The 14,809-nt window shown below is 70.2% G+C and carries 16 protein-coding genes; 14 read left to right on the forward strand and 2 right to left on the reverse strand.

Features of this window, described 5'->3' with window-relative positions; translation table 11 throughout:
• Window positions 1-365 precede the first annotated feature (365 nt).
• The gene (locus AC1PMG_RS05880) at window positions 366-1,649 is read left to right on the forward strand and encodes a cation:proton antiporter (protein ID WP_481110977.1); all 1,284 of its coding nucleotides are present in this window, start codon (window positions 366-368) and stop codon (window positions 1,647-1,649) included.
• A gap of 71 nt (window positions 1,650-1,720) precedes the next feature.
• Complete coding sequence (locus AC1PMG_RS05885; RefSeq protein WP_481110978.1) at window positions 1,721-2,050, forward strand: FmdB family zinc ribbon protein; 330 nt, start codon at window positions 1,721-1,723, stop codon at window positions 2,048-2,050.
• Between the two features lie 167 nt (window positions 2,051-2,217).
• On the opposite strand, the gene AC1PMG_RS05890 is transcribed toward AC1PMG_RS05885, so the two are convergent.
• A complete protein-coding gene (locus tag AC1PMG_RS05890; protein WP_481110979.1) occupies window positions 2,218-3,171 on the reverse strand; it encodes a DUF3011 domain-containing protein in 954 nt (317 codons plus the stop codon).
• Between the two features lie 157 nt (window positions 3,172-3,328).
• Between AC1PMG_RS05890 and aspS the strand changes: the two genes are divergently transcribed.
• The 5 genes from aspS (at window position 3,329) to AC1PMG_RS05915 (ending at window position 6,989) form a co-directional block, all read left to right on the forward strand.
• Complete coding sequence (gene aspS, locus AC1PMG_RS05895) at window positions 3,329-5,080, forward strand: aspartate--tRNA ligase (RefSeq protein ID WP_481110980.1); 1,752 nt, start codon at window positions 3,329-3,331, stop codon at window positions 5,078-5,080.
• Between the two features lie 33 nt (window positions 5,081-5,113).
• Window positions 5,114-5,422, forward strand: coding sequence for a DNA primase (locus AC1PMG_RS05900; protein ID WP_481110981.1), 309 nt, complete (start codon window positions 5,114-5,116; stop codon window positions 5,420-5,422).
• Between the two features lie 3 nt (window positions 5,423-5,425).
• A complete protein-coding gene (locus AC1PMG_RS05905; RefSeq protein WP_481110982.1) occupies window positions 5,426-5,944 on the forward strand; it encodes an N-acetyltransferase family protein in 519 nt (172 codons plus the stop codon).
• Between the two features lie 99 nt (window positions 5,945-6,043).
• Entirely contained in the window at window positions 6,044-6,355 is a 312-nt protein-coding gene (locus AC1PMG_RS05910) for an I78 family peptidase inhibitor (protein ID WP_267105631.1), read from the forward strand.
• 7 nt (window positions 6,356-6,362) lie between these two features.
• On the forward strand, window positions 6,363-6,989 hold the full coding sequence (locus AC1PMG_RS05915) for an esterase/lipase family protein (RefSeq protein WP_481110983.1): 627 nt from the start codon (window positions 6,363-6,365) through the stop codon (window positions 6,987-6,989).
• Between the two features lie 97 nt (window positions 6,990-7,086).
• On the opposite strand, the gene AC1PMG_RS05920 is transcribed toward AC1PMG_RS05915, so the two are convergent.
• Window positions 7,087-7,983, reverse strand: coding sequence for a hypothetical protein (locus AC1PMG_RS05920; RefSeq protein ID WP_481110984.1), 897 nt, complete (start codon window positions 7,981-7,983; stop codon window positions 7,087-7,089).
• Between the two features lie 283 nt (window positions 7,984-8,266).
• On the opposite strand from AC1PMG_RS05920, the gene AC1PMG_RS05925 reads away from it, so the two are divergent.
• From AC1PMG_RS05925 to tolQ, 7 genes are all read left to right on the forward strand, one after another.
• Window positions 8,267-9,001 carry a YebC/PmpR family DNA-binding transcriptional regulator gene (locus AC1PMG_RS05925; protein ID WP_209229715.1) on the forward strand — a complete coding sequence of 245 codons (735 nt, stop codon included), beginning with the start codon at window positions 8,267-8,269 and terminating at the stop codon, window positions 8,999-9,001.
• Window positions 9,002-9,083: 82 nt separating this feature from the next.
• Window positions 9,084-9,680, forward strand: coding sequence for a crossover junction endodeoxyribonuclease RuvC (gene ruvC / locus AC1PMG_RS05930; protein ID WP_481111618.1), 597 nt, complete (start codon window positions 9,084-9,086; stop codon window positions 9,678-9,680).
• A gap of 124 nt (window positions 9,681-9,804) precedes the next feature.
• Window positions 9,805-10,389, forward strand: coding sequence for a Holliday junction branch migration protein RuvA (gene ruvA / locus AC1PMG_RS05935; RefSeq protein ID WP_017907444.1), 585 nt, complete (start codon window positions 9,805-9,807; stop codon window positions 10,387-10,389).
• A gap of 58 nt (window positions 10,390-10,447) precedes the next feature.
• The gene (locus AC1PMG_RS05940; protein ID WP_017907445.1) at window positions 10,448-12,361 is read left to right on the forward strand and encodes a potassium transporter Kup; all 1,914 of its coding nucleotides are present in this window, start codon (window positions 10,448-10,450) and stop codon (window positions 12,359-12,361) included.
• A 131-nt stretch (window positions 12,362-12,492) separates the two neighbouring features.
• Complete coding sequence (ruvB, locus tag AC1PMG_RS05945; RefSeq protein ID WP_342074059.1) at window positions 12,493-13,527, forward strand: Holliday junction branch migration DNA helicase RuvB; 1,035 nt, start codon at window positions 12,493-12,495, stop codon at window positions 13,525-13,527.
• A complete protein-coding gene (gene ybgC / locus AC1PMG_RS05950; RefSeq protein WP_481110985.1) occupies window positions 13,524-14,027 on the forward strand; it encodes a tol-pal system-associated acyl-CoA thioesterase in 504 nt (167 codons plus the stop codon). The genes ruvB and ybgC overlap by 4 nt, the downstream gene beginning before the upstream one ends.
• Window positions 14,024-14,800 (forward strand): protein TolQ, encoded by a 777-nt coding sequence (gene tolQ, locus AC1PMG_RS05955; RefSeq protein ID WP_043091800.1) that lies wholly within the window; start codon window positions 14,024-14,026, stop codon window positions 14,798-14,800. The genes ybgC and tolQ overlap by 4 nt, the downstream gene beginning before the upstream one ends.
• Window positions 14,801-14,809: the final 9 nt, after the last annotated feature.

A 14,809-nucleotide genomic window follows, 5' to 3' on the forward strand; every position in this document is an offset into this window, starting at 1 on the left:
GCATGCGCAGCGCCGGCAGCAGGGGCCGCGCGCCGCCGAGGCGGCCGCGGTGGCCTCCGTCGCTTTCCGAGATGGGCGTTGGCGTGCGCCCCCCCGGAGCTTGGACGGTTGGCCGCCGGAATTGCCCTTCAGCGAGATCGCTGCGTGCGCAGCGCGGTCGGGATCCGTGTCAGGCGCGTGTGCCGGCATGGACGAGGGTTCCGTCGCAGCGAGGCGATGTCCTTGCGTGGTCGCGCCACGTCGCGCCAGTGCCGCACGGGGCGCGCGACCGCGGCCGGCGCCCGCCGTGATGGCGCACCACACGGCCGACCCGGCATCATCGCCGCTGCCGCCGCCGGCGGGACCGCCCTGGAATTTCCTGCCCGATGAGCCACGAACTGATCTATCTGCTGCTGATCTTCGCCCTGCTGGTGATCCCGCGCGCGCTGCAGCGTTTCAAGATGCCGGCGCCGCTGACCTGCCTGCTGTTCGGCATCATCGCGATGCTGGCGATGGGGCCGCGCGCGCACGACCCGGTGGTGACGCTGCTGGCCACGCTCGGCATCTCCTCGCTGTTCCTGTTCGCCGGCCTGGAAGTGGACCCGAAGGCGCTGCGCCGCGGCTTGTGGCCGCTGCTGCTGCACCTGGTGGTGCGCGGCGGCACCCTGTTCGGCGTCGGCTGGCTGGCCTGGCGCTACGCCGGGCTGTCGTGGCAGGCGGCCGGGTTGCTGGCGCTGGCCCTGCTGACCCCGTCCACCGGTTTCATCATCGAGTCGCTGGGGCGGCTGGGGCTGGACGAAGAAGAACGTTTCTGGGTCACCAGCAAGGCCATCGCCGGCGAGCTGCTGGCGCTGGCGGCGCTGTTCGTGATCCTGCAGGCCGGCGATCCCTGGCAGATGGGCCTGTCCAGCCTGGCGCTGCTGGCGATGCTGGTCGGCTTGCCGCTGCTGTTCGTGGCCCTGGGGCGCTGGGTGGCGCCGCAGGCGCCGGGCTCGGAGTTCTCGCTGCTGGTGATGGTCGGCCTGATCGCCGCCTACATCACCTATTCGCTCGGCGTGTACTACCTGGTCGGTGCGTTCATCGCCGGGCTGGTGGCGCGGCTGCTGCGCCAGCGCATGCCGCTGCTGGCCTCCGATGAGAACCTGCAGGCGGTGCGCCTGTTCGCCTCGTTCTTCGTGCCGTTCTACTTCTTCAACGCCGGCACCAAGGTGCCGAGCGGGGCCTTGAGCCTGCAGGCGCTGGGTCTGGGCCTGGCCCTGACCGCCTGCGTGCTGCCGCTGCGCATCGGCATCCTCTGGCTGCAGCGGCGGGTGCTGTTCGGCGAGGGCGCGCGCAGCAGCCTGCGGGTGTCGCTGGCGCTGTCGCCGACGCTGATCTTCACCCTGGTGCTGGCCGGCATCCTGCGCGACCGCTTCGCCATCGCCGACGCGCTGTTCGGCGCCCTGCTGCTGTACGCGGCCCTGACCACGTTGCTGCCGGCGCTGCTGCTGCGGATGCCGTTCGACGTCAGCCCGTTGGAGGCGGCGCCGGCCGCGCCGGCAGATCCCGCGTCGGCGCAGGTACCGACGGCGCCGGATGAGCCGGTCGCCGAGGCGCCGCTGGTGGACGCACCGACGCCGTCGGCGGGCGCGCCGGAGACCGCGCCGCGGCCCCAGCCCGGGCCGGCGTGAGCCGAGACGCTTGAAAGCCGGCGTGCGGCCCCCATACTGGCCGCCTCCGTTGCTCTCGCGTTTTTGCCGCCATGCCGATCTACGCTTTCCAATGTGCCGCGTGCGGTCACAGCTTCGACCGCCTGCAGAAACTGTCCGATCCGGATCCCGAGACCTGTCCGTCCTGCGCCGCCCCGGCGGTCAAGCGCCAGCTCACCGCGCCGGCGTTCCGCCTGTCGGGCAGCGGCTGGTACGAGACCGACTTCAAGAAGGATGGCGACAAGAAGCGCAACCTGGCCGAGTCGGGGAGTACGGCCAGCAGCGGGGACAGCAAGCCCGCGGCCGCCGCGGCGACGTCCGATGCGCCGGCCAAGCCCGCTGCGGCGGCCACGCCTGCCGCCGCCAAGCCTGCGGCAACCTGAGCCTCGCCAGGCCGCGCAAGCGCGCGGCCTCTCGTAGGAGCGGCTTCAGCCGCGACCGCGGATTACCCGGTCGCGGCTAATCCAAAAGGGCGCAAACGCCGCCCCAACTCGACCTGTCACGTCATGCATCGGGCCGCGCAGCACGCCACGCGGCCCGTCGCCTAGGCTCAGCGCGCCCCGAAGCGCGCCCGGCAGCCGCCGTTGACCCACACCGTATTGCCTTCGTAGCCCCAGGTGCGGCCTTCCGCGCAGGTGGTGCCGGACAGCTGTTCGATCAGTTCCGGGCGGCCCTGGCGGCTGTCCCAGGAGCAGGTGCGCAGGCGCTTGTCGTCGCTGCTGCAGGTCACCGTGTAGCCGCTGTCCAGCGGCGGCCGGCCCGGCCCCCAGCCGCCGCCGCCGCGGCCCTGGGCGAACTCGCCGCGACAACCGTCGTCGACCCATACCGCGCCATCGCGCGAGCCCCAGGTGCGGCCCTCGATGCAGCGGGTGTCCGACAGCTGCCGCACCAGCATGGCGTTGCGCCAGCCGGTCGGGCACACGCGCTGGCGCTGGTCCTGGCTCTCGCAGCGCACGGTGCCGGCCACGCCGCCACTGCCGCCGCCGTCGCCCCAGTTGCCGCCCCAATTGCCGCGACCTTCGACGAAGCGACCACGGCAGCCCTGGTCCACCCACACCACGCCGGGCGCCGAGCCCCAGGTGCGTCCTTCGATGCAGGGCGAGTCGGACAGGGTGCCGACCAGTCGCGCAGGCCCGCGGAACGGCGTTGCGCATTGCTGGCGGCGGCGGTCGTTGCTGGAGCAGGCGACGGTGCGGCCGTCGAAGCCCGGTTCCTGCCGCCAGCCATCGCCGCGGCCGCGCAGCGAAGTGGCGATGTCCTGCTGGATGTTGCCGAAGCCCCAGCCGCGGTCGATCTGGTCCAGGTAGAACTCGAGCTGGTCGTCGGGGATCTGCCGGCCGCGCGACTGGTCGGCGTACTCGCGCTCGATCACCCGGACCCGGCCGGGGACCGACAGTTGCCGCAGGTCCTGCGGCGCGTAGGCGCGTGCGCTCTGGGCCGCGGCCGGGGCGCTGGACAGGGCCAGCGCGGCGATCACCAGCCAGCCACCAAGGTGCTTCAACATGGGTTCTCTCCTCCCCGTGAATGGTGCGCGGACTATAGCCGCAGGCCAACTTAAGCCAGGATGAGTCATGCGCGATTTGCCCGGGCCGACGCGCCGCCGCAGAATACCGGGCTTGCCGGCGCCTTCTGCGCCGGGCGCCCCCTGTTTGGAGCTAGCGATGCGTACCCACTTCTGCGGCCTGGTCGACGAGACCCTGATCGGCCAAACCGTCACCCTGGCCGGCTGGACCGATGTGGCCCGCAACCTCGGCGGCGTGTGCTTCATCGACCTGCGCGACCACGAAGGCATCGTGCAGGTGATGGTGGAGCCGGAGAACGCGGAGGTGTTCAAGGTCGCCGCCAGCCTCGGCTACGAGGACGTGCTGCAGGTCGAGGGCGTGGTGCGCGCGCGGCATGCGGTCAACGACAAGCTGCGCAGCGGCAAGGTCGAGGTGATCGCCACGTCCATCACCGTGCTCAACAAGGCCGCGCCGCTGCCGTTCCACGCGCACGAGAACCCGGGCGAGGAAACCCGCCTGAAGTACCGGTATCTGGATCTGCGCCGCCCGGAGATGCAGCGCATGCAGCGCACCCGCATCAAGCTGGTGCAGGCGCTGCGCCGCTACCTGGACGAGCGCGGCTTCCAGGACATCGAGACGCCGATCCTGACCAAGGCCACCCCGGAAGGCGCGCGCGACTTCCTGGTGCCGGCGCGCATGCACCCGGGCGAGTTCTACGCGCTGCCGCAGTCGCCGCAGCTGTTCAAGCAGATCCTGATGGTGGCCGGCTTCGACCGCTACTACCAGATCGCGCGCTGCTTCCGCGACGAGGCGCTGCGCGCCGACCGCCAGCTCGAGTTCACCCAGCTCGACATGGAGTTCGCCTTCGTCCGCGAGCGCGACGTGCAGGACTTCGTCGAAGCCATGGTCCGCGCCATCTTCAAGGAGGTGGTCGACGTCGAGCTGGCCGCCGAATTCCCGCGCATGACCTGGGCCGAGGCCATGCGCCGCTATGGCTCGGACAAGCCGGACCTGCGCATCGCCCTGGAACTGACCGACGTGGCCGACCTGGTCAAGGACAGCGACTTCGCGGTGTTCAGCGCCGCGGCCGCCGATCCCGACGGCCGCGTCGCCGCGCTGCGCATTCCCGGCGGCGCCAGCCTGTCGCGCAAGCAGATCGACGAGTACGCCGCGCACGCCGCCAAGTACGGCGCCAAGGGCCTGGCCTACGTCAAGATCGCCGACAGCGGCGAGATCAGCTCGCCGATCCAGAAGTTCTTCGGCGAGGCCGCCTTCGCCGCGCTGCTCGGCCACGTCGGCGCCGGCAACGGCGACATCGTGTTCTTCGGTGCCGGCGCCTACGGCAAGGTCTCCGACTTCATGGGCGCGCTGCGCCTGAAGGCCGGCAAGGACTTCAACCTCATCGCCGACGGCTGGCGGCCGCTGTGGGTCACCGACTTCCCGATGTTCGAATGGGACGAGGAAGCGCAGCGCTACGTGGCCCTGCATCACCCGTTCACCGCGCCGGCAGTGGACGACATCGCCGAGCTGCGCACGCATGCCAAGACCGCGGTGTCGCGCGGCTACGACATGGTGCTCAACGGCAACGAGATCGGCGGCGGTTCGATCCGTATCCATCGCCCGGACATGCAGAGCGCGGTGTTCGAGCTGCTCGGCATCGGTGCCGAGGAAGCGCGCGCCAAGTTCGGCTTCCTGCTGGATGCGTTGAACTACGGCGCACCGCCGCACGGCGGCATCGCCTTCGGCATCGACCGCATCGCCGCGCTGATGGCCGGCACCGAGTCGATCCGCGACGTCATCCCGTTCCCCAAGACCACCGGCGCGCAGGACCTGATGACCGACGCACCGTCGCCGATCGCCGACGCGCAGTTGGCCGAAGTGCATGTGCAGGTGCGCCCGCAGGCGCAGTGATCCCTTTCTTCCAACCGTAGCGCAGGCCGACACATGAGCGAGACCGCATTCAATCTGGAGTGGGAGACCCTCGGCAACGAGGGCGCAGTGGAGGCCATCGTCACCCAGCGCGCGCGCGTGTTCGGCGGCTGGCTGGTGCGCGCCGGCAGCGGCGCCAACGCGCCGCTGGCGTTCGTGCCGGATCCGGAGGGCCGTTGGGACGGCGAGGACTTCGGCGAGGACGATTACGAGTACGAGGAAGACGACGAGGAAGAAGAGGACGAGGAAGAAGGTGAGGACGAGGACGAGGACGACGGCGAAGAGGCCGACGCCGACGCCGACCCGGCGCACCCGGCGCGCTGAGCCGTGCTGATCCGCCGCGCCACGCCGGACGATGCCGCGGCGGTCACCCGCATCGCCACGGCCACCTTCTGCGAAACCTTCGGCCATCTGTATCCCGCGCAGGACCTGCAGGCCTTCCTCGACGAGGCCTATTCGCTGGAGCGCGCCCAGGTCGTGCTGGCGCATCCGGACTACGCGATCTGGCTGGTCGAGCACGACGGCGCGGTGGTCGGACACGCCGCTGCCGGCCCCTGCGGCCTGCCACACGCCGAGGTGCGTCCCGGCGATGGCGAACTGAAGCGCCTGTACCTGCTGCGCGCCCACCAGAACGGCGGCTGGGGTGCCAGGCTGTTCGACACCGCCCTGGCCTGGCTGGAGCGCGACGGCCCGCGCACGCTGTGGGTTGGCGTGTGGTCGGAGAACCTGGGCGCGCAGCGTTTCTACGCGCGCTACGGCTTCGAGAAGGTCGGCACCTACGAATTCCCGGTGGGGCAGGTGCGCGATCTGGAATTCATCCTGCGCCGGCCGCCGCGCGCGGCCTGACGCCTGCGGCCGGTCACGGCCCGGGCGCCGCCGCGTCGACGCCGCGGCAACGCTGGCGCGCTAGAGTGCAGGCCTGTCCAGCCTGCAGGAGAGCTCGCCATGTTCCGACCGTGGATGGGAATCGCCGCCGTATTGCCGCTGCTGGCCGCGTGCGCGCCGCCAGCGTCGCTGCAGCCGGCCAGTGCCGGGCCGACCGTGCAGGGCGATGGCCGCTGCAACGTCGAGGCCGTGGCCTGGGCGGTGGGCCAGGAGGCCACCCAGGCGACCATGAGCCGGGTCTGGAAGGAGAGCGGAGCCGGCGTGGTACGGCCTATCGCGCCGGGCCAGGCGGTGACCCGCGACCTGCGCCTGGATCGGCTCAACGTGTTCCTGGATGGCAGCAACCACATCGTCCGCACCACCTGCGGCTGAGTCGCCGATGGCCGCCGCGCCCCAGGTGCTGTTGCTGCACGGCATCTGGAATGCGCGGCCGTGGCTGTTGCCGCTGGCGTTGCGCCTACGCCGCGATGGCTGGCGCGTCGCCAGCTTCGGTTATTCGACCGCGTTCGGCGGCGCCGAGGCCGCGCTCCCACGGCTGCACGCCCGCATCGAACGTATGGCCGCCACCGGTCCGGTGGCGCTGGTCGGGCATAGCCTCGGCGGCCTGATCGCCTTGCAGGCCTTGCGGGAGGCGCCCTCGCTGCCGGTGACCCGGGTGGTGTGCCTGGGCAGCCCCTTGGCGGGCAGTGCCGCCGCCCGCGCCCTGGCGCAACGGCGGCTCGGACTGGCGCTGGGCCGCAGCGCGGCGCTGTTGCAGCAGGGCGTGGCGCGCTGGGACGGGCCGGCCGAGGTCGGCATGGTCGCCGGCACCGTGGCGCGTGGGCTGGGCGCACGCTTTGTCGCGCTGGGTACGGAGTCCGACGGCAGCGTGGCCCTGGCCGAGACCCGCGTGCCCGGCCTGGGCGATCACTGCCGGGTGCGGGCCAGCCACAGCGGCCTGCTGTTCTCGGCGCAGGCCGCGCGGCAGACCGCCTCGTTCCTGCGCGACGGCCGCTTCGCCGCCTGAGCCGGTCGCCAGACATCGAGCGTCCGGCGGCGGTGGCCGGCGCCGCGTCGCGGTGTCCGCCCGACCGCTTTGGTGCCGGCACAGGCGATGCCGTCGCTCAGGGCGTCACGAAGGTCTTCAGCCAGTCCAGCGTGGGGTTGAGCGCCCAGGCGGCGGTGCCGCTGCGGTAGTTGCCGTCGACCAGAACGCCCGTGCACTGGGTGCCGGGATAGCCGCCGAAGCCCATGAAGCAGTGGTCGGCGTAGAGGTCCTGCACCTCCCGGTCCTTGACGATGTACCAGCCGCTGCCATTGCTGCGGAAGCACGACTGCTGCCCGTCGCAGCGCAGGCCGGTGACCAGTTGCGCCTGGGTGCGGGCGATGTTCTCGGTGCCGCCGACGAACATGTCGCGCTCGCCGTTGATGATGCGCAGGCGATCGGACGGCAGGCTGTGGTTGCCGTCGGCGATGCACGACGCCAGGTTGTAGTAGGCGGTGTAGGTCGTGCCGGTGCCCTGGCCGAACGAGGCGGCGACCCGGGGATCGTAGTCGTGCGCCAGCACCGAGATGATCGAGCCCTGGCTTAGCCCGCCGGTCACCACGCCCTTGGAGCAGTCGGCCTTGTCGCGGGCGCATATTTGGGCGATGGCGCTGTTGAGATTCTGCGCATCGAAGATGGCCTTGGCGCGGTTGCCGATGACGCCGCAACTGCCGAAGCTGGCGTTGTCGTACTCCACCGAGGCCGCCACGAAGCCCTTGGCCGCGGCAGCATTCACCGCGGCCATCGCCCAGTTGCTCTGGTAGTTCTCGCCGGTCCCGCCGATATGCACGTAGACCGGGTACTTGCCCGTCGCGCGGGGTTCCTGGCCGCTGATCGAGTAGGTGGTGAGGCCGGCGCTGTAGCGGCCCCTGAAGGCGTCGGTCTGGGCGCTGGCCAGGCCCGGGGCGGCAAGGGCGAGCAGGCCCAGGCAGCGCAGGGCCAGCGACAGGAACGGGGCGGGGGTGGTGCGGGACATGAGGGATCTCCTTTCGGTGCGATGGAAAGCGGGCGCGACTTGCGCGTTCAGCCTCCAGGTGGGGCGTGACAGTTCTGGCAGCGATGTGGCGCGCATGGGTAGACAGTCCGCCAAGGTTCGACCGGCAGCACGGGTCGGCGCGCGCTGGAGTGGGCGCCGGCCGGGGAACGGGCGGCATGCGCCGGTCGCACGCGCGGTCGGTCGTCGGCGCGGCCAGGCCGCGGGATGTGCGCGGCATCAGGTAAAATCCGCGTCTTGTCCTTACAACTGTCCGGAACGCCCCATGGGTAGAGGCCCCTCGATCGAAGCCCGCAAGAACGCATCCGATGCGAAGCGCGGCAAGATTTTCACCAAGATCATCCGCGAGATCGGCGTCGCCGCGCGCGCCGGCGGCGGCGATCCGTCCAACAATCCGCGGCTGCGCGTGGCGATGGACAAGGGGCTGGCCTCGAACATGTCCAAGGACGTGATCGAGCGCGCGATCAAGAAGGCCACCGGCGAACTGGAAGGCGTGGAGTACGAGGAAGTGCGCTACGAGGGCTACGCCCCGGGCGGGGTGGCGGTGATCGTGGACTGCCTGACCGACAACCGCGTGCGCACCGTGGCCGACGTGCGCCATGCCTTCAGCAAGTGCGGCGGCAACATGGGCACCGACGGCTCGGTGGCCTTCATGTTCAAGCGCCTGGGCGTGCTCAGCTTCGCCGCCGGCGCCGACGAGGAGAAGATCACCGAGGTGGCGATCGAGGCCGGTGCCGACGACATCGTGGTCTACCCCGAGGACGGCGCGATCGACGTGCTGACCGCGCCGGAGGCGTTCCAGGCGGTCAAGGACGCCATGGACGCGGCCGGCCTGGCCGCCGACCACGCCGAAATCACCTTCCGCGCCGACAACGACATCGCCGTGGACGGCGACACCGCGGTGCAGGTGCGCAAGCTGCTGGACATGCTGGAAGACCTGGACGACGTGCAGAACGTCTATTCCAACGTCGACCAGGCCGCGCTGAGTGACGGGGGCTGAGACCATGAAACCCGGGGCCCGGGGCCCAAGACCCGGAACCCGGAACGGCGTCGTGCCGGTGCCGGAGGCATCGCCGACGTCGATGGCTGCCGCGGGCAGCGCTGCCAGGACGCGCACGGCCGTTGCCAATCCCCAATCCCCACTCCCCAATCCCGGCACCACCCGCATCCTCGGCATCGACCCCGGCTCGCAGCGCACCGGCGTGGGCATCATCGACGTGGATGCGGCCGGCCGTACCCGGCACGTGCACCATGCGCCGCTGGTGCTGCTCGGCGAGGGCGACTTCGCCCTGCGGCTCAAGCGCCTGCTGCACGGGCTGGATGCGCTGATCGAGGAGTACCGGCCGCAGGAAGTGGCGATCGAACGCGTGTTCATGGGCAAGAGCGCCGACGCGGCACTGAAGCTCGGCCATGCCCGCGGCGCGGCGATCTGCGCGGCGGTGCTGCGCGAGCTGCCGGTGCACGAGTACGCCGCCAAGGAGATCAAGCTCGCCGTGGTCGGCAAGGGCGCGGCGGAGAAGCAGCAGGTGCAACACATGGTCGGTCTCATGCTGAGCCTGACCGGCAAACTTCAGGCCGACGCCGCCGACGCACTGGCCGTCGCCATCACCCATGCCCACGTGCGCGCCACCGCGCAGCGCCTGGGCGTCAGCACGCAGCAGGCGTGGAGTAGAAAATGAGTGGAGCTGGGATTCGGGAGTGGGGATTAGGGATTGGCAACAGCCGGGCGCATGCGCGCCGGCCCCGCTTTGGCGAATCCCCAATCCCCAATCCCCAATCCCGGCGCCTCCAGGGAGGCGCCCAATGATCGGCCGTCTGCGCGGGATCCTGGCCTACAAGCAGCCGCCGTGGCTGGTGATCGACGTGGGCGGGGTGGGCTATGAGCTGGAGGCGCCGATGAGCACCTTCTACGACCTGCCCGATGTCGGCCGCGATGTGATCCTGTTCACCCACTATGCGCAGAAGGAGGACAGCGTGTCGCTGTACGGCTTCCTGCGCGAGGGCGAGCGGCGGCTGTTCCGCGACGTGCAGCGGGTCAGCGGGATCGGCGCGAAGATCGCGCTGGCGGTGCTGTCCGGGGTCAGCGTCGACGAGTTCGCGCGGCTGATCACCGCCGCCGACGTCACCGCGCTGACCCGCATTCCCGGGATCGGCAAGAAGACCGCCGAGCGCATGGTGGTGGAGCTGCGCGACCGTGCGGCCGACTTCAGCGGTGGTGCGCCGATCACCGGACAACTGGGTACCGACGCGGTCTCCGAGGCCACGGTGGCGCTGCAGCAGCTCGGCTACAAGCCGGCCGAGGCGGCGAAGATGGCGCGCGACGCCGCCGCCGACGGCGACGAGGTCGCCACGGTGATCCGCAAGGCCCTGCAGGCGGCGCTGCGCTGACCTCGGGTCGGCTCGGCTCCCCGCTCTTTCTTCACGTTCTGGCGCTACTCTTCCCACCATGTCCAGCTCCTCCAGTTCCGCCGCCCGCCCGGGCAGCCACGATCCGCACGCCAAGACGGGCTTTGGGGTGATGCTGACCGCCATCGGCGTGGTCTTCGGCGACATCGGCACCAGTCCGCTGTACACGCTCAAGGAAGCGTTCTCGCCGCACTACGGGCTGACCCCGGACCACGACACCGTGCTGGGCATCCTGTCGCTGGTGTTCTGGGCGCTGATGCTTGTGGTCACGGTCAAGTACGTCACCGTGATCATGCGCGCCGACAACGACGGCGAGGGCGGCATCATGGCGCTGACCGCGCTGGCCCAGCGCACCCTGCCGGGCGGCTCGCGCTCGATGTACGTGGTCGGCATCCTCGGCATCTTCGGCGCCTCGCTGTTCTTCGGCGACGGCGTGATCACCCCGGCCATCTCGGTGCTGTCGGCGGTGGAAGGCCTGGAGGTGGCCGCGCCCAAGCTGGAACCGTTCGTGGTGCCGATCACCCTGGTGGTGCTGGGCATGCTGTTCATGGCCCAGCGCTACGGTACCGAGCGCGTTGGCAAGGCGTTCGGGCCGATCACCCTGGTCTGGTTCGTGGCGCTGGGCGCGATCGGCGTCTACAACATGACGCGCGCACCGGAAGTGCTGCACGCGCTGAACCCGTGGTGGGGCGTGCGTTTCTTCGCCGAACACAACTGGCACGCGGTGTTCGTGCTCGGCGCCGTGGTGCTGGCGGTGACCGGCGGCGAGGCGCTGTACGCGGACATGGGCCATTTCGGCGCCAAGGCGATCCGCCGCTCGTGGCAGTGCGTGGTGCTGCCGATGCTGACCCTGACCTACCTGGGGCAGGGCGCGCTGGTGCTGCGCGACCCGGCCGCGGTCAGCAACCCGTTCTACGAGGCGGTGCCGGAGTGGGCGCTGTACCCGATGATCGTGCTGGCTACCGCGGCCACGGTGATCGCCTCGCAGGCGCTGATCACCGGCGCCTACTCGGTGGCCAGCCAGGCCATGCAGCTGGGCTACATCCCGCGCATGCACATCCGCCACACCTCGCATTCCACCATCGGCCAGATCTACGTGCCGGCGGTGAACTGGTGCCTGCTGGCGCTGGTGGTGGTGGCGGTGATCGGCTTCGGCGACTCCACCTCGCTGGCCACCGCCTACGGCGTCTCGGTCACCGGCACCATGCTGATCACCACCGTGCTGATGGTCATCTACGCGCGCGCCAACCCGCGCGTGCCGGCGCCGCTGCTGTGGCTGTTCGCCCTGGTCTTCCTGGCCGTGGACTGCGCGTTCTTCTACGCCAACATCATCAAGTTCCTGGACGGCGCCTGGTTCCCGCTGCTGCTGGGCCTGATCCTGTTCACCCTGATGCGCACCTGGCGCCGCGGCCGCAAGCTGCTGCACGACGAGATCCGCAAGGACGGCATCAAGCTCGACACCTTCCTGCCCGGGCTGATGCTGGCGCCGCCGGTGCGCGTGCCCGGCACCGCGGTGTTCCTGACCGCCGACCCGATGGTGGTGCCGCACGCGCTGATGCACAACCTCAAGCACAACAAGGTGCTGCACGAGCGCAACGTGTTCCTGACCGTCGAAACCCTGCAGGTGCCGTACGCGGCGGCCGGGCAGCGGCTGAAGATCGACGCGATCGGCGACGAGTTCTACCGGGTCTACGTGCGCTTCGGCTTCATGGAGACCCCGGACGTGCCGCTGGCGCTGATGCGCTCCTGCGACCAGGGCGGGATCTACTTCGACCCGATGGACACCACCTATTTCGCCAGCCGCGAGACCATCGTGGCCAGCGCCAACCGCGGCATGCCGATCTGGCGCGACAAGCTGTTCGCGGTCATGCACCGCAACGCCGCCCCCGCCACCGGCTTCTTCCGCATCCCCGGCAACCGCCTGGTGGAGCTGGGCGCGCAGGTGGAGATCTGAGGCCGCCTGCGGCGGCCGGGATTGGGGAGTCGGGATTCGGGATTGGTCAAGGCCATGGCGCCCAGACCGTCCCACAGCCGATACTATTGCGCTACCAATCCCGAATCCCCATTCCCCACTCCCGGCTCTAAATGGACCGCATCATCGCCAGCAGCGCCACCCGCGAGGATGACGCGGCCGAGGCCAGCATCCGCCCCAAGCGGTTGGACGACTATCTCGGCCAGCAGCCGGTGCGCGAGCAGCTGTCGATCTACATCGAGGCGGCCAAGGCGCGCGGGGAGGCGATGGACCATGTGCTGATCTTCGGGCCGCCGGGCCTGGGCAAGACCACGCTCAGCCACGTCATCGCCAACGAGCTGGGGGTCAATCTGCGGGTCACCTCCGGCCCGGTGATCGAGAAGGCCGGCGACCTGGCCGCGCTGCTGACCAATCTGCAGCCGCACGACGTGCTGTTCATCGACGAGATCCACCGCCTGTCGCCGGTGGTCGAGGAAGTGCTGTACCCGGCGATGGAAGACTTCCAGATCGACATCATGATCGGCGAGGGCCCGGCCGCGCGCTCGATCAAGATCGACCTGCCGCCGTTCACGCTGATCGGCGCCACCACCCGTGCCGGCCTGCTGACCGCGCCCTTGCGCGACCGCTTCGGCATCGTCCAGCGCCTGGCCTTCTACACCCCGGACGAGCTGGCGCAGATCGTGCGCCGTTCCGCCAGCATCCTCGGCATCGCCTGCAACGCCGATGGCTGCGCCGAGATCGCGCGCCGCGCGCGCGGCACCCCGCGCATCGCCAACCGCCTGCTGCGGCGGGTCCGCGACTTCGCCCAGGTCCGCGCCGGCGGTCAGATCGACCTGGCCGTGGCGCAGGCCGCCACGCAGATGCTCAAGGTCGATGCCGAGGGCTTCGACGAGCTGGACCGGCGCATGCTGCGCACCATCATCGAGTACTTCGACGGCGGCCCGGTCGGCGTCGAGTCGCTGGCCGCCTCGCTGTCGGAGGAACGCGGCACCCTGGAGGACGTGATCGAGCCCTACCTGATCCAGCAGGGCTACCTGATCCGCACCGCCCGCGGGCGCATGGCGACCAACAAGGCCTATCTGCACTTGGGCCTGCAGCCCAAGCGGGATTCGGGAATGGGGATTGGGGATACAGGAGCGCTGTTTTGACCGCGATCGACCCGACCACGCCGTCGCCTGGCGAATCTCCATTCCCGAATCCCCAATCCCCGCGTCTATTCAGTTGGCCGACACGCGTCTACTGGGAAGATACCGACGCCGGTGGCGTGGTCTACCACGCGCGCTACGTGGCCTTCCTGGAGCGGGCGCGCACGGAGTGGTTGCGGGCGCTGGGGTATGGTCAGGAGCGTCTGCGCCTGCAGCACGATCTGGTGTTCGCGGTGCGCGCGATGCAGCTCGATTTCCTGCGCCCGGCGCGCCTGGACGATTCCCTGCAGGTCGGCGTCGCGCTGTCGCAGTGCAAGCGCGCCAGCCTGGTGTTCGCGCAGTCTATCCGCCGCGACGACGGGGAGCTGCTGTTGCGCGCGCAGGTGCGGGTGGCCGCGCTCAGCGCCGGCAGCTTCCGCCCGCGCGGCATGGACGACGCGCTGCACGATGCATTGAAAGTTCTTGAAATCACTGAAGCCGAATTACTGAGGAACGACGGATGATCGCATTGCTCCTGGCCCTGCAGGACACGGTGGTGGAGGCGCTGCCGCAGGACGTGACCCAGACCGCCACCCAGGCCGTCGCCAACACCGCCGCCCACGGCGGCATCAACTACCTGGACCTGATGGTCAAGGCCAGCCTGCCGGTCAAGGTGATCGTGCTGCTGCTGCTGCTCGGCTCGCTGATCAGCTGGGTCATCATCTTCCGCAAGGGCAAGGTGTTCAAGGACGCCAACCGCGAGGCCGACGACTTCGAGAACCGCTTCTGGTCCGGCACCGACCTGAGCAAGCTCTACGCCGGCGCCACCGACCGCAACCGCGTGGTCGGCGGCCTGGAGGCGATCTTCGAGGCCGGGTTCCGCGAGTTCACCCGCCTGCGCGACAAGCGCCGGCTCGACGCGCGCATCCAGCTGGAAGGCGCGCAGCGGGCGATGCGCGCCACCTACGCGCGCGAGGTCGACCGCCTGGAGCGCAACCTGGAACTGCTCGCCAACATCGGCTCCACCGCGCCCTACGTGGGCCTGGTCGGCACCGTGTTCGGCATCATGGTGACCATGCACGACATGATCAACAGCGGCCAGCAGGCGGGCATCGCCGCGGTCGCGCCGGGCATCTCCGAGGCGCTGTTCGCCACCGCCATCGGCCTGTTCGTCGCGATCCCGGCGGTGTGGGCCTACAACCGCTTCACCACCCGGGTCGAGCGCCTGGCCGTGCGCTTCGAGACCTTCTCCGAAGAGTTCAGCTCCATCCTGCAGCGCCAGGCCAGCGGCGACTGAGCGTCGCCC

It is taken from the genome of Xanthomonas sp. NCPPB 2250 (genome assembly GCF_056725265.1).